A 21,841-nucleotide genomic window follows, 5' to 3' on the forward strand; every position below is an offset into this window, starting at 1 on the left:
TCAGCCCGGCCAGGCCATCTCGGCCCTGAGGCCGCCCAGCGGTGACTCGGTGAGCCGGACCACCGCGCCCTGCTGGCGCGCTGCGGCACGCACGATGGCCAAGCCCAGGCCGCTGCCCTCCACGCCGGTGTCGTCGCCGCGCTGGAAGCGGTCGAACACGCGCTCGCGCTGCTCGGCCGGGATGCCCGGGCCGTCGTCGTCCACGCGCAGCAACGGGGCGCCCCGCGGACCGCGCAGCGCGCTGAGCTGCACCTGGCGGGCGCCGTATTTCACCGCGTTGTCCAGCAGGTTGCGCAGTGCACCGCGCAGGGCCTGGGCGTCGCCTTCCAGCGGCAGCGGATCGGGCGCGGTCAGGCTCAGCTGCACGCCGGCCCGCTCGGCCAGGGGCTGCACATCGGCCACGGCCTGGCGGGCGAGCTCGGCCAGGTCCAGCGGGTCGTCTGCGGCGGCTGCGCCGGGCTCGGCCCGGGCCAGCGCCAGCAACTGCTCCACCAGCCGCACCGCGCGGTCGATGCCGGCCCGCAGCCGGTCGATGGCCTCGTCCTGTTGGGGGCCGGGCGCGGAGTCGCGCAGCAGGCCGAGCTGCAGCTTGAGCGCCGTCAGCGGCGTGCGCAGCTCATGCGCGGCATCGGCCACAAAGCTGCGCTGCGCATCGAAGGCCGTGGACAGCCGGCCGAGCAGGTCGTTGAAGGACTCGACCAACGGTGCGATCTCGCCCGGTAGGCCGTCGGTCGGCAGGGCATGCAGCGCATTCGCGCCGCCGGATTGCGCCGCCTGCACCACACGCGCCAGTGGCGCGAGCGACAGCCCGATCAGCCACCACAGCGCCGCCGCCACCAGGGGCAGGGCCACAGCCACCGGCACGATGCTGCGCAGGGCCGCCAGCGCCGCGAGCTTCTGCCGCACGGCCAGTGGCTGGGCCACCTGCACCACGCGCATGGGCGTGGCGGCGCTGTACACGCGCCAGGCCTGGCCACCCAGGCGCAGGTCCGAGTAGCCGAGCACCGCGCGCGCGGGCAGCGGCTCGGTCATGCCCTGGGGGCGGCTGGAGTACAGCTCCAGCCCCTGCACCGACCAGATCTGCACCACGTAGTCAAAGCTCGGGTCGGTCAGCGCCGCGGCCTCGTCGCCCGCCACGCGGCCCTGGTCGCGCAACGACAGCGCGGTCTGGCGAAGCTGGTAGTCGAACAGGGCGTCGGCCTCCGCGCGCACGCTGACGTAGGTGGCGCCGCCCACGGCCAGGGCCGTCACGGTGCCGAGCACGGCCAGCAGCGCGAAGAGGCGGCCGCGCAGGGTGGACAGCAGCTTCATGACTTTTCCGGTCCGGCGTAGTAGCCCAGGCCGCGCACCGTGTGCAGCAGGTCAGCGCCGAGCTTCTTGCGCAGTTGGTGAATGTAGACGCTGATCGCGTTGCTCTCCAGCTCCTCGCCCCAGCCGTAGAGCCGGTCTTCGAGCTGGGCGCGCGAGACGATGGCGCCAGGGCGCTCCAGCAGGGCTTCGAGTAGCGCAAATTCGCGGGCGGACAGCAGGACAGGCCTACCCCCGCGCGTGACCTCGCGGGTGGCCGGGTCCAGCCGCAGGTCGGCCACGGCCAGCGCGGTGTCGGTGCGGCCGCCGAGACGACGCGCCACGGCGCGCAGCCGGGCCAGCAGTTCGTCGAGTTCAAAGGGCTTGACCAGGTAGTCGTCCGCGCCCGCGTCCAGCCCGGCCACCTTGTCGGCCAGCGCATCGCGCGCCGTCAGCACGATGACGGGCGTGGTGTCGCCGCGCGCCCGCAAGCCCTTCAGCACCTCGATGCCATTGCGCTTGGGCAGGCCCAGGTCCAGCAGCACGGCGTCGAAGCGCTCGGCACTGGCCAGCACGGCTTCCGCCGCCTGGCCATCGCGCAGCCAGTCCGCCGCGAAGCCCTGGCGGCGCAGGGCTTCGCGCAGGCTTTCGCCGATCATGGGGTCGTCTTCAACAATCAACAGGCGCATGGAGGCGACGGAGGTGTACCGAAGAGCATTTTTGCAAGCGCAGTCTGCAGGCTGCGTCAGACTCGCAGGCCGTCGGCCCCTCAGGCAAGACCCGTGGTAGCGGGAGAGTCGCTGGTCTGGCGCTCGTGACCTGTGGCGAAAAGCGCATCGATGTAGTTTTGGGGCTCAAGGTCACTCTCACGCAATAGTGAGAAGATTTCGACGCCCGACACCGCGAGCGACTCCACCAGCCGGTACGACTGGCAGACCCCGAGATAGGTTGAGTTGTCGCCTGCATACGCTTGTGCTTCGCGCTCCGCCATGTCAATGGCATCGTCCGCAGAATTTGCCCGCCACAGCGTGATTCGCTCTTCGTAGAGATGCAACTTTCTCTGCCCAGTTCGTGGTGCCCACTCGAAGAGGCAGCGAGTTGAATATGAGTCCATGGCTGATCTTCTAGCGTGGCGTGTGACCTTAAGCTATCTGAAGTTGAAAGGTCGGTCTGAGCGTGGCGTACCCAGGCTGACCTCGACCTGTGTCCGGCTGCCAGCCCTTCGGGTCCGCAGACCCAATCCAGACTGCCGAGCTTTGCTACTTCCAGCCGGTGGCCAATACTCACGCGGCGTGGCAGTTACGGTTGATTGTGCGCGTTGCCAGCGACCTGATCTTGGCAGAGTGCCTCCATTGAAGTTAGGGCGGAACATGTTCATCTTCGAAATCGTCACGCCGGGTACGTTTCTTGAGTGCCAGGATAGTGCCGCGCGGCACCGTCTGCTCACGCTGGTTTCTGCCCTGAAGCAGACCTTCTTTGAAGCCAATGTGGCCTTGAACCTCTTTACAGAAGAACAAGGTCGGGCGAGGCAGCTCCAGGCCAACGAGCGGCGCCAGGAGTTCGCGAATCCACGGAGGCAAATCGAGGAGGATCTCGGCGCGGGCCCCCGTTCAGTTTTGTCATGGGAGCAAATGGAGGCGATTCGCTACGAGGCCGAAGTCATCGCCAAGCGCGAAGCTTGGCAGCATGGCCACGTGCCATTTGAGCTTGAACATCCAAGGATCTTCATCTTCGCCAGATCATTCCTTTACGCGCTCGACCAGTTTGAAAAACTGGTGGCCGCAATCTGCGAGGACCCGTCGACGCCAAGCGGGTTGAGCGCGTTCAAGGAGCGCATGTCCCAGGAGTTCCCAGATCTTCGCGAGGTCCGCAATTCGGCCCATCACATGGAAGATCGCGTCCGTGGACTGGGGAGAAACGGCAAACCGCTGAAGCTCACGGGCATCGACAACGAGATCGTTTCAGCTCCAAACGCGCGAGTGCTTATTCTCAATTCGCTCATCGGCAACCGATATGGAAGCACGATGGCGGACGGGTCATACGGCGAAGTTGACGTGACTCCTGAATCATTGGCAAAGGTTGTGGCGATTCTCGAAGGAGTCTTGCAAACATTCACCTGGTCTGGCCCGACGCGGCACGAGCCCAGCGGTCCCTAGGCGATCTGCCAGACACGCCGAGATCAGCCTGTCGCCACGACCATGTGCCTTTCGATCCGGCCGCTGCCGTCAGCGTAGTTATTCAGTGCTTGGGTTTAGCGGGGGCGGCAAGGCGTGTCGGACATCGGTCTACGTTGAGCGCCAAGTGGTTTGCTTGAGTTGCCAGCATCCCCTGACTAGATCGCACGCTGCAGCGCCCCAGCAGCCGCGCACACGCTCACCGACTCGCAATTGAGCCACTGACGACGCCACCCGCTGGTGCGGGCTGAGGAATTGCAGCACTTTGGTGGTGCTGTTGCCTGCAGTGGGTGCGCATTTCTTGTGCGCTCGTCTTGCATACAAGCCTGGCGCACCTTGGCACGGATGCTGCTGTGTCTGCGGCATGGGCATCTCCGCCACCGACATCAGCCAGCGCATCGTCGAAGCCGTGCTCGCGCAGAAGCTCGCCCCCGGCGCGCGCCTGGGCGAGCAGCAGCTGGCCATGCTCTTCGACTGCAGCCGCACCATCGTGCGCGAGGCGCTGACGCGGCTGGCGGCGCGCGGCATCGTCACGGTCAGTGCGCGGCGGGGCTGGTACCTCATCGCGCCGTCTCAGGACGAAGCCCGCGAGGCCTTCGAGGCGCGGCGCGTCATCGAGCTGGGCCTGCTGCGCGGCGAAGGCCCCGGCAAACCCCTGGGCAAGCCGCAGCTCGCCCGGCTGAAGAAGCATCTGCAGCAGGAAAAGGCAGCGCTGCGCGGCAGTGATGTCGGCACGCGCAGCTTCCTGCTGGGCGACTTCCATGTGTGCCTGGCGGAATGCCTGGGCAACGGGCTGCTGGCCGACACGCTGCGCGACTACACCGCCCGCACCACGCTGATCGCGATGCTCTACCAGTCATCGCACGACGCGGCCGCGTCGTGTGCCGAGCACGTGGCCATCGTCGACGCGCTGGCGCAGGGCGACCGTGCCCGCGCCGAGGCGCTGATGGCCGAGCACCTCGCCAACGTGCAGGCCGCGCTGCGCCTGCCCGCGCTGAGTGACCCGCTGGACCAGCTGCGCGAGGCGTTGGCGCCCTTGCCGACGTCCGCCGCTTCCGTTTCCGACCCCAACGAACCCGCCTACCTAGGAGCCTTGCTATGACCGCTTCGTTCTCCCGCCGCCTGCTCGTCGCGGGCCTCAGCCTGCTCGCGCTGGGCGCTGCCCAGGCCCAGACCGCGCTGGACACCATCATCAAGAGCAAGACGATCAAGATCGCCATCCCGACCGACTACCCGCCTTACGGTTTTGTCGGCCCGGACATGAAGCCCCAGGGCCTGGACGTGGCCATGGCCGAGCTGATTGCGGCCAAGCTGGGTGTGAAGGCCGAGTTGGTGCCGGTCACGAGTGCCAACCGCATTCCCTATCTGCAGACCAAGAAGGCGGACCTTGTCATCTCGACCCTCGGCAAGAACCCCGAACGTGAGAAGGTCATCAACTTCAGCGCCGCCTACGCGCCGTTCTACCAGGCGGTGTTCGCGGCCAAGAGCCTGAGCATCAAGAGCTGGGCTGATCTCGCCGGCAAGAGCGTGGCCGTGACCCGCGGCGCGATGGAAGACCAGGAGCTGGCCAAGGTCGCGCCCCCGACGCTGGAGTACAAGCGCTTCGAGGACAACAACGCCACCATTGCCGCGTTTGCCGCGGGCCAGACCCAGCTGCTGGCCACCAGCGCCGCGGTCGCGGGCAACCTGATGCAGCGCAACCCGGGCCTGAACACCGAATACAAGCTGCTGCTCAAGGACAGCCCCTGCTTTGTGGGCGTTGCCAAGGGCGAGGATGCATTGCTGGCCAAGGTCAACCAGATCATCGCGGCCGCCAAGGCGGCCGGCGAGCTGGAGGCACTCTCGAAGAAGTGGCTCGGCCGCGGCACCGGCGACCTGCCTTCCTGAGCCCACCCCCTACCGGCTTCGCCGGCCCCCTCAAGGGGGCGCTGCCAGTGGCCTGGCAAAGCCAGTTCCACGGCAGCCGCTGGAGGGGCTGCGGCCTGCGGCGCAGCACGAAAGGTCCACTGAACTGAGGCAGACCCCATGATCGAGTTCGACTTCCTCGCGGTGCTGGCCGAGTGGCCGCTGCTGCTCAAGGGCCTGGCCTGGACGCTCGGGCTCACGCTGGTGGCCACGCCGCTGGGCCTGTTGATCGCGACCGGCGCCGCCTGGGCGCGGGCCTGCGGGCCGGTGTGGCTGCGGCGCGTGCTGGGCGTGTATGTGGAGCTGCTGCGCAACACGCCCTTCATCGTGCAGTTGTTCTTCATCTTCTTCGGCCTGCCGGCAGCGGGCGTGAAGCTGTCGCCCGAATTCGCCTCGGTGCTGGCGATGACGCTCAACCTCGGGGCCTACGGCTGCGAGATCCTGCGTGCCGGCATCCAGGCCACCCCGCGCGGCCAGTGGGAGGCGGCGCAGAGCCTGGCGCTGAGCCCCGTGCAGGTCTTCACGCGCGTGGTGCTGCCGCCGGCGGTCCAGCGCGTGTGGCCGGCGATGACCAGCCAGATCATCATCGTGATGCTGGGCTCGGCCGTCTGCGGGCAGATCTCCACCGAGGAGCTGAGTTATGCCGCCAACCTGATCCAGAGCCGCAACTTCCGCGCCTTCGAGGCCTTCATCGTCGCCACCGTCGTCTACCTGGCGCTGGCCATCGTGGCGCGGCGCCTGCTGATGTGGGCCGGCCCGCGCTTCATCTTCGGCCGGAGGCCGTCATGATCGAGTTCACCCTGTGGGACATCCTGCGCAACCTGTTGCTGGCGCTGCGCTGGACGGTGGCCCTGTCGCTGATCGCCTTTGTGGGCGGTGGCGTGGTGGGTGCCCTGCTGCTGACGCTGCGCCTGCGGTTCGGCGCGCGGGTGCGCCGAGGGCTCGCCGGTTATGTGCAGCTCTTCCAGGGCACGCCGCTGCTGATGCAGCTCTTCCTCGCCTACTTCGGGCTGGCGCTGCTGGGCCTGGAGGTGTCGGCCTGGACGGCTGCAGCCTTGGCACTCACGCTCTACACCAGCGCCTATCTGGTGGAGATCTGGCGCGGCTGTGTCGAGGCCGTGCCGCGTGGGCAGTGGGAGGCCGCGCAGAGCCTGGCGCTGTCCTTCGGCGAGCAGCTGCGCCATGTGATCCTGCCGCAAGCCGGGCGGTTGGCCATCGCGCCCACGGTGGGGTTTCTGGTGCAGGTGATCAAGGGCACGGCGCTGGCCTCGGTCATCGGCTTTGTCGAGCTCACCAAGGCCGGCAGCATGATCGCCAACGCCAGCTTCAAGCCCTTCCTCGTCTTCGGTTGCGTGGCGCTGCTGTACTTCGCGCTGTGCTTCCCCATCAGCCTTTTCGCACAACGCCTGGAAGCCCGCCATGTCCGCTGACCTTGTTGCCGACCCCATCGTCCGCATCACCGCGCTGCGCAAGTCCTACGGCACGAACGAGGTGCTCAAGGGCATCGACCTGGACGTGCACCGGGGCGAGGTGATCGCCATCATCGGCAAGAGTGGCTCGGGCAAGAGCACGCTGCTGCGCTGCGTGAACGGCCTGGAGCAGTTCCAGGAGGGGGCGCTCACCGTCAATGGCAAGCCGCTGCTGCATGACAGCGCCCTGGCCATGCGCACGCTGCGCCAGCAGGTGGGCATGATCTTCCAGGGCTTCAACCTCTTCCCGCACTTGAGCGTCGGCCGCAACGTGATGCTGGCGCCGACCCTGGTCAAGCAGCGCAGTGCGGCCGATGCCGAGACCCAGGCCCGGCAGTTGCTCGCCCGCGTGGGCCTGGCTGAGAAGTTCGACGCCATGCCCGACCAGCTCTCGGGCGGCCAGCAGCAACGCGTGGCCATCGCCCGCGCCCTGGCCATGGAGCCGGCCGTGCTGCTGTGCGACGAGATCACCTCGGCGCTGGACCCGGAGCTCGTGGGCGAGGTGCTTCGGGTGGTGGAGACGCTGGCCGAGGAGGGCATGACCTTGCTGATGGTCACCCACGAGATGAACTTCGCCCGCAAGGTGGCCGATCGCGTCATCTTCATGCACCAGGGGCGGGTGCACGAGATCGGGCCGCCGGCGGAGCTGTTCGGCGCACCGCGAACACCGGAGCTGAAACAGTTTCTTTCGTCTCTGCACGACTGAGTGCCGCGCAGCAAGGGCAGCCCCGCGGCCGCGGCGTTAGGCTTTGGGTGTCGCCACCCCTTTGCTCGTCGCCATGCCCAAGAACGCCCCCGCCGCCGGTCAGCCCGCGGCTGCCCTGATCGATGAACGCATTGCCAGCCTGGGCGATTGGCGGGGCCAGCGGCTCGCAGCGCTGCGCCAGCTCATCCTCGCGGCCGATCCCGGCATCGTGGAGGAATGGAAATGGAGCAACCCGGTGTGGTCCTGCGACGGCATCTTGTGCACGGGCGAGACCTACAAGCAGGTGGTGAAGATGACCTTCCCCAAGGGCGCGTCCCTGCCCGATCCGGCGGGCCTGTTCAATTCGAGCCTGGATGGCGCGGTACGCCGGGCCATTGATGTCCGAGAAGGCGACACGATGGACACGGGCGCGCTGCAGGCCCTGATCCGGGCGGCCATCGCCGCCAACCGCAAGCGGCCTTAATCCTGCGCCATGGCTGCCTTGTAAACCGACTGCCGCGGCTGCGCCATCAGCCGGCGCAGCATGGGTTCAAAGAAGCTCAACGGCAGCGCTTCGGCCGCGGGATCGAAAGCGGGGTTGTCGTACAGGGCCACGAATTCCGCCGTGCGTTCGAAGTGCGGGTGGCTGCGGAACTGCTCGCGCATCTCGCGGTCCAACCCGATGTGGTGGAAGAAGTTGTAGCCCTGGAAGATGCCGTGTTGCTGCACCATCCAGTGGTTGGCTTCGCTGACAAAGGGCTTCAGGATGGCCGCGGCGATGTCGGGGTGGTTGTAGGAGCCCAGCGTGTCGCCGATGTCGTGCAGCAGCGCGCAGCAGACGTACTCCTCATCGCGCCCGTCGCGGTGGGCGAGGGTGGCGGTCTGCAGGCAGTGCGTGAGCCGGTCGACCGGAAAGCCGCCGAAGTCGCCGTCCAGCAGCCGCAGGTGCGCCAGCACCCGGTCGGGCAGGCTTCGGGCCATCTTCATCGCCTCGGGGACGATGAGCGCCCAGTCGTCGCGGGTGCTCTGATCCATGCGGGTGAAGGCGGCGCGGGCATTCATGGCAGTCTCCTGATCTTGTTCGCCCGATTCTGCGCGGCTGGCCGAGCCCGGGCTGTCACCTCCGGCGCAGCGAGCGGCTCAGGCCGCCGGCAGCACCAGCGTCAGCACCGCGCCGCCGCCGTCGCGGTTGGCGGCCCAGATGCGGCCCCCATGGGCCTTGGCGATGCGCCGGCAGATGGCCAGGCCCAGGCCCGTGCCGCCAGCGGCGCTCTTGGTGGCGCTGCTCTGCACGAAGGCCTCGAAGATGCCCTCCAACTCGTCCGGCGGGATGCCAGGGCCGCGGTCGGCCACTTCGACACGGATGCTGTGATGGCCGTCCAGTCGTGCGGTGAGCTCGATGCGCCCGCCCTCGGGCGAGAAGCGGATGGCATTGGCCAGCAGGTTGCGCAGCAGCTGCTGCAGGCGCAGCGGGTCGGCCATCAGCATCAGGTCGTCGTCGCCGAGCTGGGCATCGAGTTGCAGCTGGCGCGCGGTGAGCTGGGGTACGAGTTCTCTCACCACCTCCAGCGCCAGCGGACGCAGGTCCAGACGCGTGGGCTGGATGGGCTCGACGCCGCGCTCGATCTTGCTCAAGTCCAGCAGGTCGTTCACGAGGCTGAGCATGCGCTGGCCGGCGCGGTGCACGTCGTTGAAGAATTCGGCCACGCGGGGTTGCTCACGCGCCCGCATGGCGCCCAGCTCCGAGAAGCCGAGGATGGACTGCAGCGGCGTGCGCAGCTCGTGGCTGACGTTGGCGATGAACTCCGACTTCGCCCGTGAGGCCTCCAGGGCGGCGTCACGGGCGGCCCGCGTGGCGCGTTCCGCCTCCCGGAAGTCGCTGATGTCCATGAAGCACACGACGATCCCCATCGGCCGCCCCTCGGCGTTGGGGAAGGTGGACTTGCTGACGAGCAGATCGCGCTGACGCCCGTCACGGCCGTGCCACACGGTCTCGTAGGTCATCTCGCCGCCCTGGGCGAGCAGCCGTGCATCACGCGCATCGTGCAGCGCGGCCTCGTCGGCGCTCAGGTAGCTGGCGGCCTTGGTGCCCAGCACGTCGTCGCGCTTGCGGCCGGTGAACTGTTCCCAGGCGCGGTTCACATCCAGGTAGCGGTTGTGGGTGTCCAGCACCGACATCGGCAGCGGGCTGCTCGCCAGCAGCGAGCGCGCGAGGCCGAGTTGCGCGCGCAGCTCGGCCTGCGCGTGCATCAGTCCGCTCACGTCGGCTGCGCTGCCGACCCACACCAGCTCGCCCTGGGGCCGCTGCAAGGGCACCACATGGATCTCGAAGCTGCGCGCACTGCGGTCGGCGCCGGTCCATTCCGCGCGGGCCTGTCCTCGGCTTGGCGCATGGCCTTCGGTGGGGTTGAACAGCGCCGCCACGTCGGGCGAGCCGCCGAACAGGTCCTGCAGCGGCCGGCCGATCACCGCGTTGACCGGCTCGCCACTGATGCGGGCATAGCTCTCGTTGATGAAGGTGACCCGGCCCGTGGCATCGGTGCGGAACAGCAGGTCCTGCACGCTGCCGAAGATCGCGCTGAGCTCGCGTTCACGTTCCAGCACTTGGCGCTGGGCGTCGTCCAGCTGCGCCAGCGAGCGCTCGCGGCCGCGCAACGCGGCGGCCCCGACGGCCGACAGCGCCAGCAGGGCTGCGGCCACGCCAACGGCCGGCAGGCCCTGGTCGATGACGGTCGTCATCCAGCGGCGGCGCAGCTCCGCCATGGGCAGCTCCACCACCACGACGAGCGGCCTGCCGCGCAGCGCGCGGTAGCTGCCCAGTTGCTCGACGGTGCGCAGGCCTGCGCCCGTCCAGCTGCCGTGCTCGGCACCGGCGCGCACGCGGCCCAGGGGCGCATCGGCCTTCAGCAATCGGGTGAGCTGCCCGCCCGGTGCATGCTCGGCACTCGCCGTCACGGCGAGCAGCCGGCCGTCCAGGTCGACCAGGGCCGCGGCGGCACGGTCGTCGTTGAGGGTGAGTTGCTGGAAGTTGGCCAGCGCGTCCGGGTTCATCAGGGCCACCATCACGGCCGCACCGCCCTGGCCGGGGAGCTTGAGCCCGCGCAGCAGCGGGAAGAACCCCACGCCGGGAGGTACCGCCGGCGTGGCGTCGACGGCCGTGCTCAGCCCGGCCAGACTGCGTGCCGGTACGAAGCTGTTGACGACCGCCCGGCCCGCGTCGGGCCAGGGCCCGAGGGCGGCGGGCCGGATGCGTGCATCGCGATCCGCATCGTTGGCGGTCGCCAGCACCTGGCCGCGTTCATCCACCAGGGCCACGCCACGCAAGAAGCCCAGGCTCGCTTGCGTCTGCGCCAACAGGGCCTGCAGCACCTCGGGGGGCGCGCCGCGTTCGGCCATGTCGGCCAGGCCTGCCAGCGCGAACTGCGCGGCATCGAGGCTGCGGCTGGCGTGGTCTTCCAGCACCCGCGCCAGCAGGGCCTGCTGCTCGGCGGTCTCGGTGACCAGGTCGTTGCGCTCATGCCAGAGGCTGTAGAACGTGCCGCACAGGAGCGCGATGGCCAGCAGCACCCCGGCGGCCGCGGTGATGCGGCTGGGGCGCCAGCGGTTGCGGTGCGGCATCAGCTGCCGTCGCGAAGCGCGATCAGGTCGGTGGCGTGGGCGAGGAAGGTCGCGACGATGACCGGGTCGAAGGCCGCGCCGGACTGTTCGGCCAGCATCGCCAGCGCACGGTCGTCGGCGCGGGCCGGGCGAAAGCTGTGGGGCATGGTCAGCGCATCGAAGTAGTCGACCACCGCCACGATGCGGGCCGACATCGGGATCTCCTGCGACCGCAGGCCGTGCGGATAGCCATTGCCGTCCCAGCGCTCACGCAGGTGCAGCGTGATCTCGGCTGCCAGGGCGAACAGCGGCAGGCTGGAGCTGCCCAGCAGCGCCGCACCCCGGCGTGGCTGGGCGTGCAGGGCGCTTGGCGCAGTGAGCGGGACGTCATCGCCCATGCCGGAGTCGGCGCCGACGTCATGCAGCGGTGCGGCGAGTCGCAGCTGGCGTGCACGATCGGCATCCCAGCCCAGGCGCAGGGCCAGCCCCTCCGCGAGGCGGCCCAGGCGCAGGCGGTGCGCGCTCAGATCGGGCTGTGGCGGCGGGGCACACGCGGCAACGGCAGCAGCAGGAGGCGAAGCGAGAGCGACGGGTGGCGGCATGGGGTTTTCGAAAGCGAATGCTGAATTGTCCAATGCGTGTGTTTTTATCAAATAGAAGCCGTGACGCAAAGCGCGCTGAATTCGGCAAAATATCGCGCTGTGAATGCCACCCCTACCGTTCCTGACACCTGCTCCACCACCGAGGCCGCACAACGGCTCGGCATGGCGGTGCGCTCCGTGCAACTGATGGTCGACCGGGGCGAGCTCCAGGCCTGGAAGACGCCGGGCGGCCATCGCCGCATCCTGCGCAGCTCGCTGGATGCCTGGCTCGCTGGCCGAGGGGGCGCCGCGATGGCGCCGGCCGCACCGGCCACGGCGGCGGCGTCCGGCAATCGGCCGCTGACGCTGCTGTTGATCGAAGACTCGGTGCATTTCCAGAACCTGATCAGCCTCGTGGTCAAGCGTGAGCTGCCCGAGGCGGAACTGCACGTCGCCTCCGACGGCATCGCCGGTCTGGCGATGGCCGGCCGGCTGGAGCCGGACGTGCTGTTGATCGACATCCTGCTGCCGGGCATTGACGGGGCTGCGCTCATCACCAGCCTGCGCTCGCATCCGCAGTTCGCGCGCAGCCGCCTGATCGTCATCACCGCGCTGGACGAGGCCCAACGTGCGCCCTACGCCTTTGCGCTGGCCGGCGTGCCGCTGGTGCACAAGACGGCGCTGGTGACCGACTTGCCGCCCTTGCTCGCCCAGGCCACTGCCGCGCTGGCCGAGCTGCCGGCCTGAGGCGGGCGGACCCGTTCACGCTTCTGCCGGGGGCGCATCGATGGCGGCACGCCTTCTGCTCATCGAGGACGATGCCTCCATCGCGCGGTTCGTGGAGCTGGCACTCGACGGTCTGCCCGACCATGACCCCCAAGCGCCCGCGGTCGAGCTGACCGTCGTGGCCAGTCTGCGCGAGGCGCGCGCTGCCTTGGCCGCCGGCGGCTGGCAGCTCGTCATCAGCGACCTGATGTTGCCCGATGGCTCCGCGGAGAGCCTGCTGGCCGAAGGCCTGGCGCTCGGCGCCGGCGCACCGCCCTGGGTGGTGTTCAGCGCCGGTGTCCAGGAAGAGCGCCGCGCCACCCTGGCGGCCCGAGGCGTGGCCTGCCTGCTGCGCAAGCCGGTGCCGCTGATGGAGTTGCTCGACACCATTGCCGGCCTGCTGCGTCAGCGGCCGCCCGTGAGTGCTGCACCCCTGGCGCCGCCGCCCGTGGCCGATCCGGTGCAGCAGCATTTCGGCGGCGACCGTGCGCTGTTCGACAGTTTCCGCAGCGGTTGCCTGGCCCGTTTCGCCGATGACCTGGCCCAGGGGCATGCTGCCCAGGCCAGTGGCGATGCCGCCGCGCTGCGTCGCGTGGCCCATGGTTTGAAGGCGGTGCTGGTGCTGATCGGCGAACCTGAACTGGCCGCCCAGGCGCGCGCGCTGGAAGACGCCACCGCCGCCTGCGCCCCGGGCCAGCCGCTGCCGCCGGGGTGGGAGCCGCTGGCCTTCGGGCTGGAGGGCTTGCGTGCGGCGGCGGGCCTGTCCTGATCTCTCGCAACAGCCGCAACATTTGGCAGATTCACTGCCTGCGCCACCCGTTCAGGGGGCGCTGTCTTGCTCGCGAATATCAGCAGATTTGATAATGCCTTCAGTGCTGAATCTGCTTTTTGCCATGCCCCATCCAGTTTCCCCCCGGCCTCGACCCCTTTTCGCCCCTTGGGCCGTGTGGTGAGGGGCCGGGCATGATGAAGAACGCGCATGTGCTCTACGTCGAGGACGACCCCGTGAACGCGATGCTCATGCAGGGCATCCTGGAACTGAGGCCGGGCTATGTGCTCAAGGTCGCACGCAACGGCACCGACGCGCGCCGCATGGCGACGGAAGGCCCGATCGACCTGCTGCTGTGCGACCTGCACCTGCCGGACATCGGCGGCGGCGAACTGCTGACCCAGCTGCGTGCGGCCGGCCTGCCGCCCAGCGTGCCGGCGCTGCTGGTCACGGCCGAATCCGACTACGTCGCCGCCCAACTGGCCCGCGAGCATGGCTACGACGGGCACTGGACCAAGCCGCTGGATGTGGCGGCCACGCTGCGCAGCCTGGAGCGCTGGCTGAGCTGAAGTCCCGGTTTCGTGGGACGGCGCCCACAGTCCTACAAAACTTTGCGCATCCGCCACACGGCCTTTCGTGAGTCGGGCGATTCTTCGGTCACTGCCACCGAAGGACTGCCCATGACGAACCGCCGATTTGTCCTCAGCAGCGCCCTGCTGGCTGCTGCGTCGATGCTGGCACGGCGCGTGCCGGCGGCCACGCTGGATGCGGTGTCTGCCGAGGCACCCCTGAGCGCTGACGAGCGCGCCCTGCATGCGCTCAACCGTCTGGGCTATGGCCCCCGCCCGGCCGATGCCGCAGCGATCGCAGCCCAGGGCGCCGGCCCGTGGCTCGATCGCTTCCTGGCCGAGCAACTGGAGCCGCGCCGGCTGCCCTTGCCCGAATCCCTCACCGCCCGGCTTGCCGGCATGGACGCGTTGCAGCTCAGCCAGGCCGAGCTGTTCGACCGCTATCGCGAGGGTGTCAAGGCGGCCCGCGAGGCCCGGCGCGAAAAGTCCCAGGGCATGACGCCCGATGCCGACGCGCTGAACGCGGTGCGCGACAAGGTGCGCCCGCTGGTGGCCCAGGCCGCCACCGCGCGGTTGGCGCGAGGGCTGGAAAGCCCGGCGCAGCTGGAAGAGGTGCTCACCGAGTTCTGGTTCAACCACTTCAACGTCTACGCCGGCAAGAACGCGGTGGGCGTGCTGCTGGCGGACTATGAGCAGCGCGCCATCCGGCCGCATGTGCTGGGGCGCTTTCGCGACATGCTCGGCGCTACCGCGCGGCATCCGGCGATGCTGATCTACCTGGACAACGCGCAGAGCGTGGTGGCCGGCTATGAGCCGCCCCAGCGCGCCCGCCGCTTCCTGCAGGCCCGGCCCGAGCTGAAAGCCCGCGTGCCGGCCGGTCTCAACGAGAACTACGCCCGCGAGCTGATGGAGCTGCACACCCTGGGGGTGGACGGCGGCTACACCCAGCGCGACGTGACCGAACTGGCCCGCATGCTGACAGGCTGGGGCCTGGACACCCGCAAGGCCTTGCAGGGCGGCAAAGGCGACCTCTTCGCCTTCGACCCGCGCAAGCACGACAACGGCAGCAAGAGCTGGCTCGGCCAGACCGTGCAGGGCGCCGGCCAGGCCGAGGGCGAGCGGGCGCTGGACGTGCTGGCCCGCCACCCGGCCACCGCGCGCCACCTTGCCTACAAGTTCGCCCAGGCTTTCGTGGCCGACGAGCCGCCGGCATCGCTGGTGCAGAAGCTCGCCGCCAACTTCACCGCCACGGGCGGCGACCTGCGCGAGTTCACCCGTACGCTCATCCGCTCCGACGAGTTCTGGCGCCGCGACGCCTACCAGGCCAAGTTCAAGACGCCCTACCAGTACCTGCTGTCCAGCCTGCGTGCGCTGGACCTGCCGCTGGGCAATCCGCAGAACCTGTTGTCGGCGCTGTCGCAGGCCGGCCAGCCGCTGTTCGGCGCGGTCACGCCCGATGGCTACAAGAACACCGCTGCCGCCTGGCGCAACCCCGAGGCGCTGACGCAGCGGGTGCAGTTGGCCACCACGCTCGGCCAACGCAGCGGCGTGAGCGCCGAACGCCTGGGGGCCACCCTCGGCGCCTCGGTCAGCGAACCCACGCGCCGCACCCTCGCCAGCGAACCCCCGGCCCAGCAGGTGGCCCTGCTGCTGGCCAGCCCCGATTTCATGAAGAGGTAGCCACCATGCTGCGTCGACAACTGCTGCACTTCGGTGCTTTCACCCTCGGCGGGCTGCCGGTGTCCCTCGTCAAGGCCGAGGGCGTCGCGCAGAAGAAGCTGGTCGTGGTCATGCTGCGCGGCGCGGTGGATGGGCTGTCGGTCGTGGCGCCCTATGGCGAACGCGCCTACGCGGCCAGTCGGCCCCAGATCGCACTGCCACCGCCCGGTGCCGACGATGGCCTGCTGAAGCTGGACAGCCTTTTCGGCCTGCACCCGTCGCTCGCCCCGCTGAAGCGCCATTGGGATGGCGGCCAGCTCGCCTTCGTGCATGCCAGCGGATCGCCCGACCCGACCCGTTCGCACTTCGATGCGCAGGACTACTTCGAGTCGGGCACGCCTGGCCGCAAGTCCACACCCGACGGCTGGATGAACCGCCTGTTGACGGCCCTGCCGGGTGAGCCGGCGCCGACGCGCGCCATCAGCCAGGGCAGTACGCCGCCGCGCATCTTCGCCGGCCCGGCCAGCGTGGCCAGCCTGGGTCTCGGGCCCAACGCGCTGCGCCGCCGCGCCATCGACGACCCGTCGCTGCAGGCAGGCCTGGCCAAGCTCTACGCGAGCGATGCCCAACTCAGCAGCACACTGCGCGACACCACGGAAGGCCGCGGCGAGATGGCGCGCAGCATGGCCGCTGCAGAGCCGCGCAGCATGGACCCGACCGCCGACGGCGGCGCCCCGTCGGCCCGCAGCTTCGCCGCCGACGCCCGCCGGCTGGGGCAGCTCATCCGCAAGGACCCGCACACCCAGCTCGCCTTCACCGCCGTGGGCGGCTGGGACACCCACGTCAACCAGGGGGCTGCACGCGGCCAACTCGCCAACCGCCTGGCCAGCCTCGGCGAGGGGCTCGATGCGCTCAGCGTGGGCCTGGGCGATTCGTTGAAGGACACGGTCATCGTCGTGGCCAGCGAGTTCGGCCGCACCCTGCGGCAGAACGGCAATGGCGGCACCGACCACGGCCGCGGCAACGTGATCTGGCTGCTGGGTGGGCCGGTGGCGGGCGGTCAGGTGCTGGGCGAATGGCCGGGTCTGGACACCAGCGCGCTGGCGGACGGCCGTGACCTGGCGGTGCGCACCGACTTCCGCCAGGTGCTCTCGCCGTTGCTGCAGCGGCACCTGGGTCTGTCGGAAACCGCACTGGCGACAGTGTTTCCGGGTGGCCCGCACACTTGGCGTTATGCCGACAAGCTGCTGAGGGCCTGAGGCCCGCGGCAGCGGCGTTCAAACGGATGGGAGAACGACATGATGCGAGGCACGTTTCCGTGGTTCGGGCTCAGCCTGTCGGTGGCCGTGCTGGCCTATTGCTTCCTCGTCATCACCGGCACCGCCTGAGCCGGCATGCCGGTCGTTGACGTGCACTGGGCCGGCCCGCCGCCCGCGGCGCCGGACGACATGGCCGCGGCCCTTGCCGATGCCATCGGCGACGCCCTGCAGCAGCCGCCCGGGCGCGTCTGGGTGCGCCTGCACCAGGTGCACCACGCCGAGAACGGCGGCCCGCTGGCCGGTGCGCAGCCGGTGTTTGTCACGCTGTTGCACGCGCGCCCGCCGGTGGGCGAGGCCCTGCAGGCCGAGATTGCGGCCGTGACGGCGGCCGTCGCGGCAGCGACCGGCCGCCCGCGGGAGCGGGTGCATCTTGAGTACGCCCCGGCCGGTGCCGGGCGCATGGCGTTCGGCGGGCGGTTGGTCGGTTGATCCGGGGCGACTTCAGCCGAAGTAGCCCAGGTTGCGCAGCGGGAAGTTGGCCAGATGCGGGAACAGGCCGCCCAGGTCGGCCGCGCCGACGCCGAACCAGCTCGCCAGCGTTGCGCTCATCTGGTCCACCGACGTGGTCGGCAGCCAGCGGCCTTCGCTGGTGACGTCGTCCGGCCCGCCGAGCACCAGCTGAGGCATGCGGCCATAGAGCCCGCCCTTGACGGCCCCGCCGAGCACGAAGTGGTGGTTGCCCCAGGCATGGTCAGTGCCGCCGCCGGAGGCCGGCTGCAGCGTGCGGGCGAAGTCGCTGGCGGTGAAGGTGGTCACCGCATTGGCGACGCCGAGCTGTTGCATCGCGTCGTAGAAGGCCTTGAGCGCGGCACCGAGGTCGGTGAACAGGGCCTGCTGCTGGTTGAGCTGGTCGTTGTGCGTATCAAAGCCACCCAGGCTGACGAAGAACAACTGCCGGTTCACGCCCAGTCCCGAGCGGCCTTCGATGATCTTGGCCACCGTGAGCAGTTGCTGCGCGACGCTGCTGTTCAGCCCATTGAACAGGCCGGCCACGCTGCCCGTCCCCGACAGGGCGGTGTTCAGCACATTGCTCGCCTTGATGGCCTGGTTGAGCACGTTGGCGGCGGCACGCTCTTCGGCGTTGGCGTAGGGCTGCTGCAGCAGGCTCTGGTACAGCGCATACAGCGGGCTGGCGCTGGGGTTGCTGCCGAAGCCGCGGATGGCGAAGCTGTTGCCGCTGCCCACCGCCAGGCCCTGGGTCGTTGCGCCGTTCATGAAGACGTTGTTGCCGCTCACCGACAGCGCCATGGGTACCACGCCACCGCTGGGCTGCAGGTCAGCCATGCGGCCGCCCCAGCCGGTGGCGGTGGGCAAGGCATTGCCCGCGAAGGATTGGCCCCGTTGCCATTGATCCTGCTGGTCGTCGTGCGAGAACAGATTGGTCGGCACCTGGGCGCCGGCGGCCTGGAATTCGGCCTTGGTCATGGGCCGCACCAAGGTGCCGACGTTGGCCTGCACCGCCAGATGGCCCTGGTTCCAGACGTCGGCCAGCGGGCTCAGCGCCGGGTGCAGGCCCACGTTCGAGCCACCCAGCGCTGCCAGCGAGGACTGCGCCAGCGTGAGCCCGCCGGCACCGGCGGTGCCCCGGGCCTTGGCGTAGGCCGCATACCCGGCGGCATCGGTGGGCACGACCATGTTGTTGCCGTCGTTGCCGCCGTACAGGAAGACGCAGACCAGGGCGCGGTAGTCGCCGCCGGCCAGCGGGGCGGCCAGCGAGGGCAGGGCGCTGGCGCCCGCCAGGGCCGCGGCATGGGAGAGCAGATGGCGTCGATTCAGCATGTCAGTTCTCCACGAGGTATTCGGGCGACATCGCGGCCAGGAACAGGGCTGCCTTGGCGCGGTCCAGCGGCTTGGTGTCGGGCGCGATCTGGGCGGCCTTCAACAGCGCCGACTGCAGCGCCGCGCTGGCCCGGCCGGCGAACATCACCCGGTTGATCTCGGCCACCAGCGTGGCGGGCGTCGCGGCGAGGGCCTGCCAGCGGCTGAGGTCGATGCCGGTGCCGGTGGCGCCGGGCACCGTGGTGTCGGGTGCGACGGGCTTGCCGCTGAGCAGCGTCTGCAGCACGCCGCTGAGCTTGAAGGCGGCGCTGGCGTTGAACACGCCGAACGCCGGTCCGTCCAGCGTCGCGTCGCCCGGCAGGTCATAGTCCGGTGGGAAGAAGTTGAAGACGCTGGCGGGGCTGTAGACGGTCTGGCCGAGCGCGGCCGATTGCGAGCGCAGCCAGACACCGTCGCTGGTGCCGCCCAGGGCGCGCAGCAGGTGGGTCAGCTGCAGGATGGGCTCGCGCAGCTTGCCGAAGCGGTTGGCATCCTGCGCGGTCAGGGCTTCGGGGTCCAGCAGGATGGCCGACAGCACCGCCTTCATGTCGCCGCGCGGCTTGCGCTGCACCGTGCCTGTCGGCGAGAAGCTGGCGGTGGTCGTGCCATTGAAGGCCTGGGCCACACGTTGCACATAGGCCGGGCTCGGGTTGGCCGTCACCAACTGCTGGATCAGCTGGCGTCCGATGAAGGGGCCGACGTTCGGGTGGTTGAAGATGTTGTCGATGGCCGCCTCGAGATCGGCCTGCGCCGTGCCGCCGGCCGGCAGCACCACGCCGTTGAGCAGGCGCTTGCTGCCTTTGTCGTGATGGTCGTCGAAGGCGATCATCGGCTGGTCGTAGTAGCTCGGGTTGCCGAAGCGGTTGCGTGTGGCACCCGGGCGTGGGGCGTACGTCCAACCGGTGAAGACGTGGGCGAAGCCCTCCACGGTTTCCTGGTCATAGCTGGGAATGGGCTGGCCCTTGGCATCGAGCTTCTGGCTGCCGTCGGGGTTCAGTTCCCACAGGCCGATCGAGAAGAGCTGCAGCACCTCGCGCGCGTAGTTCTCGTTGGGCTCGATGCCCTTGGCCGGGTTGGGCTTGTCGTTGTTGGCCATGTTCAGGAAGCGCCCCATGGCTGGCGACAGCGTCACCTCCCGCAGCACGTCGCGGAAGTTGCCGAAGGCGTTGCGCAGGAAGATGCGCTGGTACTGCGCCATCGCGTTCGGCAGCTTGATGACGTTGCCCGACACGACCAGGATCTCCGACAGCGCCAGCGCCGCGCGCTGGCGCAGCTGGTCGGGCTGGTTCACCGCGTTGGCAAAGAACTGGACCTGCACCGGGAACAGGCTGTAGTTGTCGCGCTTGCAGGTGGCCGGTGCGCCCGCGGGGCAGCCCTTGCTGCTGTCGGGGTCCACCCAGGCCACGCCGCTGAAGTCGGAGTCGGCGCGCGTGAATTGACTCGCCAGCCAGGCGGCCCGACCGCTGGCTCTCACCGTGGCCACGCTCGCGTCGGTGGGCCCGAAACTGGCCTGGCCGAGAAAGCGCCGGGCGTCGGCTTCACTCATGGGCGTCGCGGGACGCTCGTCGGCAGCGCGGGCCGCGCCGACGAAGCTGGCAGCGGCCGCAGCCAGCAGGATGAATCGGGTCAGGCGCATGGTCGATCTCCGGTGGGCGGCGGCGATATTGGGGCCGGGCCCCGCGTTGCGTCTTGCCACGAGTTGTGGCGAGTTGTAAGCAGACGATGCTGTCCGTTGCGGGGCATGTACGGACTGTCCGCGACCTGTCCGCGGACAGTCAGCATGCGCGCAAGTCGTTGATTTGTCACGGTTGCCCCGGTGGCACGGCGCTTGCGAAACCGGGGCATGAACTCCCGATTCCGCGACACCTCCGAACAGGACCGGCCGCTTGAGCGGCCCACCCGCCGCCGCCCCCTGCTGCTGGCCGGCGGCGCCGTGGCCGTGGGCCTGCTGGTGCTGCTGGGCGGCGGTCGGCTGCGCCAGATGTTGTCGGCCGACTCCGCGGTCAGCGCCGCCCGCCTGAGCATCGCCACCGTCGACGTGGCGCCGCTGACCCGGGACGTGGCCGGCGAGGGCCGTGTCGTGGCGGCTCAGAGCCCGACCCTCTTCGCGCCCGGCGCCGGCACCGTGACCCTGGCCGTGAAGGCCGGTGACCCGGTCAAGCGCGGCCAGGTGCTGGCCTGCGTGGACTCCCCCGAACTCACCAACCGCCTCGCGCAGGAGCGCAGCAACGTGGACGCGCTGCGGGCCGACCTGGCGCGCGCCGAGGTCGAGGCACGCCAGCAGACGGCCGCGCTGCAAAGCGCCTACGAGAACGCCCGCATCGACCAGCAGACGGCGGCCAACGACCTGGCCCGCCAGACCCAGGCCTTTGAAGCTGGCGCCACGGCGCGCATGCAGGTCGAGCGCGCGCAGGATGCGCTGGCCAAGGCACGCCTTGCGCTCGACCAGGCGCGCGACCTGCGCGGCCTCAAGACCGACAGCCTCAAGCTCGACGTGCAGGCCAAGCAGAGTGCGCTGTCGCGCCAGCAGTTGCTGGTGACCGACCTGGAACGCCAGGTGGCCGAGCTGCAAGTGCGCTCGCCGGTGGACGGCCAGGTCGGCCAGCTCTTCATCGCCGACCGCACCAACGTGGCTCGCGACGCGCGGCTGTTGTCGGTCATCGACCTGTCGGCGCTGGAAGTGCAGATGCAGGTCGCCGAGAGCTTCGCCCGCGAGCTGCAGCCGGGCATGCCCGGTGAGATCAACGGCAACGGCCAGCGCTGGGCCGGGCAGGTGAGCTCGGTGTCGCCCGAGGTGGTCAACGGCGAAGTCGCCGCCCGCCTGCGCTTTGCCGGCGCCCAGCCTGAGCAGCTGCGGCAGAACCAGCGCCTGTCGGTGAGGGTGCTGCTGGATAAGCGCGACAAGGTGCTCGGCGTGGCCCGCGGCAGCTTCGTGGACGAAAGCGGCGGCAGCTTCGCCTACGTCGTGCGCGACGGTGTGGCGCAGAAGGTGCCGGTGAAGCTGGGCGCGCGCTCGCTGGAGCGCGTGGAGGTGATCTCGGGGCTGGTGGCAGGCGACCGGGTGGTGATCTCGGGGGCCGAGAACTTCAAGGGCGCGGAGCGCGTCTTGATTGCGGATTGAGGGTGATGATGGCTGCGCTTTGCGTTGGCTTGTTGGCAAGGCCCAGCCGGGAATTCGCCCCGGCGGGCGACCTACTTTTTGTGTCGACGAAAAGTAGGCAAAAAGCGACCCCTGCAAAACCGC

At 69.5% G+C, this 21,841-nt stretch carries 22 protein-coding genes; 14 read left to right on the forward strand and 8 right to left on the reverse strand.

All coding sequences use genetic code 11. The features are described 5' to 3' along the window. The 3 genes from CDO81_RS21380 to CDO81_RS21390 all read right to left on the reverse strand — a co-directional run bounded on the left by CDO81_RS21380 (position 1) and on the right by CDO81_RS21390 (position 2,341). Positions 1-1,311: a sensor histidine kinase gene (locus CDO81_RS21380; RefSeq protein ID WP_241517089.1), complete on the reverse strand. Its 1,311-nt coding sequence runs from the start codon at positions 1,309-1,311 to the stop codon at positions 1-3. Beyond that, a complete protein-coding gene (locus CDO81_RS21385) occupies positions 1,308-1,976 on the reverse strand; it encodes a response regulator transcription factor (RefSeq protein WP_088485262.1) in 669 nt (222 codons plus the stop codon). The genes CDO81_RS21380 and CDO81_RS21385 overlap by 4 nt, the downstream gene beginning before the upstream one ends. A gap of 80 nt (positions 1,977-2,056) precedes the next feature. Beyond that, a complete protein-coding gene (locus tag CDO81_RS21390) occupies positions 2,057-2,341 on the reverse strand; it encodes a DUF4288 domain-containing protein (RefSeq protein WP_241517090.1) in 285 nt (94 codons plus the stop codon). 316 nt (positions 2,342-2,657) lie between these two features. On the opposite strand from CDO81_RS21390, the gene CDO81_RS21395 reads away from it, so the two are divergent. The 7 genes from CDO81_RS21395 to CDO81_RS21425 all read left to right on the forward strand — a co-directional run bounded on the left by CDO81_RS21395 (position 2,658) and on the right by CDO81_RS21425 (position 8,004). Further along, a complete protein-coding gene (locus CDO81_RS21395) occupies positions 2,658-3,443 on the forward strand; it encodes a hypothetical protein (RefSeq protein WP_088485264.1) in 786 nt (261 codons plus the stop codon). Between the two features lie 382 nt (positions 3,444-3,825). Continuing rightward, complete coding sequence (locus tag CDO81_RS21400; protein WP_088485265.1) at positions 3,826-4,563, forward strand: GntR family transcriptional regulator; 738 nt, start codon at positions 3,826-3,828, stop codon at positions 4,561-4,563. After that, on the forward strand, positions 4,560-5,348 hold the full coding sequence (locus CDO81_RS21405) for a transporter substrate-binding domain-containing protein (protein WP_088485266.1): 789 nt from the start codon (positions 4,560-4,562) through the stop codon (positions 5,346-5,348). Before CDO81_RS21400 ends, CDO81_RS21405 begins: the two co-directional genes overlap by 4 nt. Before the next feature lie 138 nt (positions 5,349-5,486). Further along, positions 5,487-6,155, forward strand: coding sequence for an amino acid ABC transporter permease (locus CDO81_RS21410; RefSeq protein WP_088485267.1), 669 nt, complete (start codon positions 5,487-5,489; stop codon positions 6,153-6,155). Continuing rightward, positions 6,152-6,796, forward strand: a complete 645-nt coding sequence (locus CDO81_RS21415; RefSeq protein WP_088485268.1) for an amino acid ABC transporter permease — start codon at positions 6,152-6,154, stop codon at positions 6,794-6,796. Before CDO81_RS21410 ends, CDO81_RS21415 begins: the two co-directional genes overlap by 4 nt. Then, positions 6,786-7,541 (forward strand): amino acid ABC transporter ATP-binding protein, encoded by a 756-nt coding sequence (locus CDO81_RS21420; RefSeq protein ID WP_088485269.1) that lies wholly within the window; start codon positions 6,786-6,788, stop codon positions 7,539-7,541. Before CDO81_RS21415 ends, CDO81_RS21420 begins: the two co-directional genes overlap by 11 nt. A 73-nt stretch (positions 7,542-7,614) precedes the next feature. Further along, entirely contained in the window at positions 7,615-8,004 is a 390-nt protein-coding gene (locus tag CDO81_RS21425) for a DUF1801 domain-containing protein (RefSeq protein WP_088485270.1), read from the forward strand. Here the strand turns inward: CDO81_RS21425 and CDO81_RS21430 are convergent. From CDO81_RS21430 to CDO81_RS21440, 3 genes are all read right to left on the reverse strand, one after another. Next, complete coding sequence (locus CDO81_RS21430) at positions 8,001-8,582, reverse strand: HD domain-containing protein (protein ID WP_088485271.1); 582 nt, start codon at positions 8,580-8,582, stop codon at positions 8,001-8,003. The genes CDO81_RS21425 and CDO81_RS21430 overlap by 4 nt on opposite strands. 78 nt (positions 8,583-8,660) lie before the next feature. Next, complete coding sequence (locus CDO81_RS21435; RefSeq protein ID WP_088485272.1) at positions 8,661-11,138, reverse strand: sensor histidine kinase; 2,478 nt, start codon at positions 11,136-11,138, stop codon at positions 8,661-8,663. After that, on the reverse strand, positions 11,138-11,719 hold the full coding sequence (locus tag CDO81_RS21440; RefSeq protein WP_088485273.1) for an HD-GYP domain-containing protein: 582 nt from the start codon (positions 11,717-11,719) through the stop codon (positions 11,138-11,140). Before CDO81_RS21440 ends, CDO81_RS21435 begins: the two co-directional genes overlap by 1 nt. Before the next feature lie 99 nt (positions 11,720-11,818). Here CDO81_RS21440 and CDO81_RS21445 point away from each other — a divergent pair, with 99 nt between their 5' ends. The 6 genes from CDO81_RS21445 to CDO81_RS21470 all read left to right on the forward strand — a co-directional run bounded on the left by CDO81_RS21445 (position 11,819) and on the right by CDO81_RS21470 (position 17,208). Further along, on the forward strand, positions 11,819-12,445 hold the full coding sequence (locus tag CDO81_RS21445) for a helix-turn-helix domain-containing protein (RefSeq protein ID WP_277596139.1): 627 nt from the start codon (positions 11,819-11,821) through the stop codon (positions 12,443-12,445). Positions 12,446-12,485: 40 nt separating this feature from the next. Further along, a complete protein-coding gene (locus CDO81_RS21450; RefSeq protein WP_088485275.1) occupies positions 12,486-13,232 on the forward strand; it encodes a DNA-binding transcriptional response regulator in 747 nt (248 codons plus the stop codon). A gap of 194 nt (positions 13,233-13,426) precedes the next feature. Then, positions 13,427-13,801 carry a response regulator gene (locus tag CDO81_RS21455; RefSeq protein ID WP_088485276.1) on the forward strand — a complete coding sequence of 125 codons (375 nt, stop codon included), beginning with the start codon at positions 13,427-13,429 and terminating at the stop codon, positions 13,799-13,801. Between the two features lie 111 nt (positions 13,802-13,912). Continuing rightward, complete coding sequence (locus tag CDO81_RS21460; protein ID WP_088485298.1) at positions 13,913-15,481, forward strand: DUF1800 domain-containing protein; 1,569 nt, start codon at positions 13,913-13,915, stop codon at positions 15,479-15,481. 5 nt (positions 15,482-15,486) lie between these two features. Next, complete coding sequence (locus tag CDO81_RS21465; RefSeq protein ID WP_088485277.1) at positions 15,487-16,719, forward strand: DUF1501 domain-containing protein; 1,233 nt, start codon at positions 15,487-15,489, stop codon at positions 16,717-16,719. A 135-nt stretch (positions 16,720-16,854) separates the two neighbouring features. Next, positions 16,855-17,208 (forward strand): hypothetical protein, encoded by a 354-nt coding sequence (locus CDO81_RS21470; protein WP_088485278.1) that lies wholly within the window; start codon positions 16,855-16,857, stop codon positions 17,206-17,208. Between the two features lie 12 nt (positions 17,209-17,220). Here the strand turns inward: CDO81_RS21470 and CDO81_RS21475 are convergent, their stop codons facing one another. Both CDO81_RS21475 and CDO81_RS21480 read right to left on the reverse strand, forming a co-directional pair. Next, positions 17,221-18,558, reverse strand: coding sequence for a DUF1501 domain-containing protein (locus CDO81_RS21475; protein ID WP_088485279.1), 1,338 nt, complete (start codon positions 18,556-18,558; stop codon positions 17,221-17,223). Between the two features lies 1 nt (position 18,559). Beyond that, on the reverse strand, positions 18,560-20,233 hold the full coding sequence (locus tag CDO81_RS21480; protein ID WP_088485280.1) for a DUF1800 domain-containing protein: 1,674 nt from the start codon (positions 20,231-20,233) through the stop codon (positions 18,560-18,562). A gap of 207 nt (positions 20,234-20,440) precedes the next feature. On the opposite strand from CDO81_RS21480, the gene CDO81_RS21485 reads away from it, so the two are divergent. Then, complete coding sequence (locus tag CDO81_RS21485) at positions 20,441-21,718, forward strand: efflux RND transporter periplasmic adaptor subunit (protein ID WP_088485281.1); 1,278 nt, start codon at positions 20,441-20,443, stop codon at positions 21,716-21,718. Positions 21,719-21,841: the final 123 nt, after the last annotated feature.

It is taken from the genome of Roseateles puraquae (assembly GCF_002205845.1).
Taxonomy (GTDB): Bacteria; Pseudomonadota; Gammaproteobacteria; order Burkholderiales; family Burkholderiaceae_C; genus Pelomonas; species Pelomonas puraquae.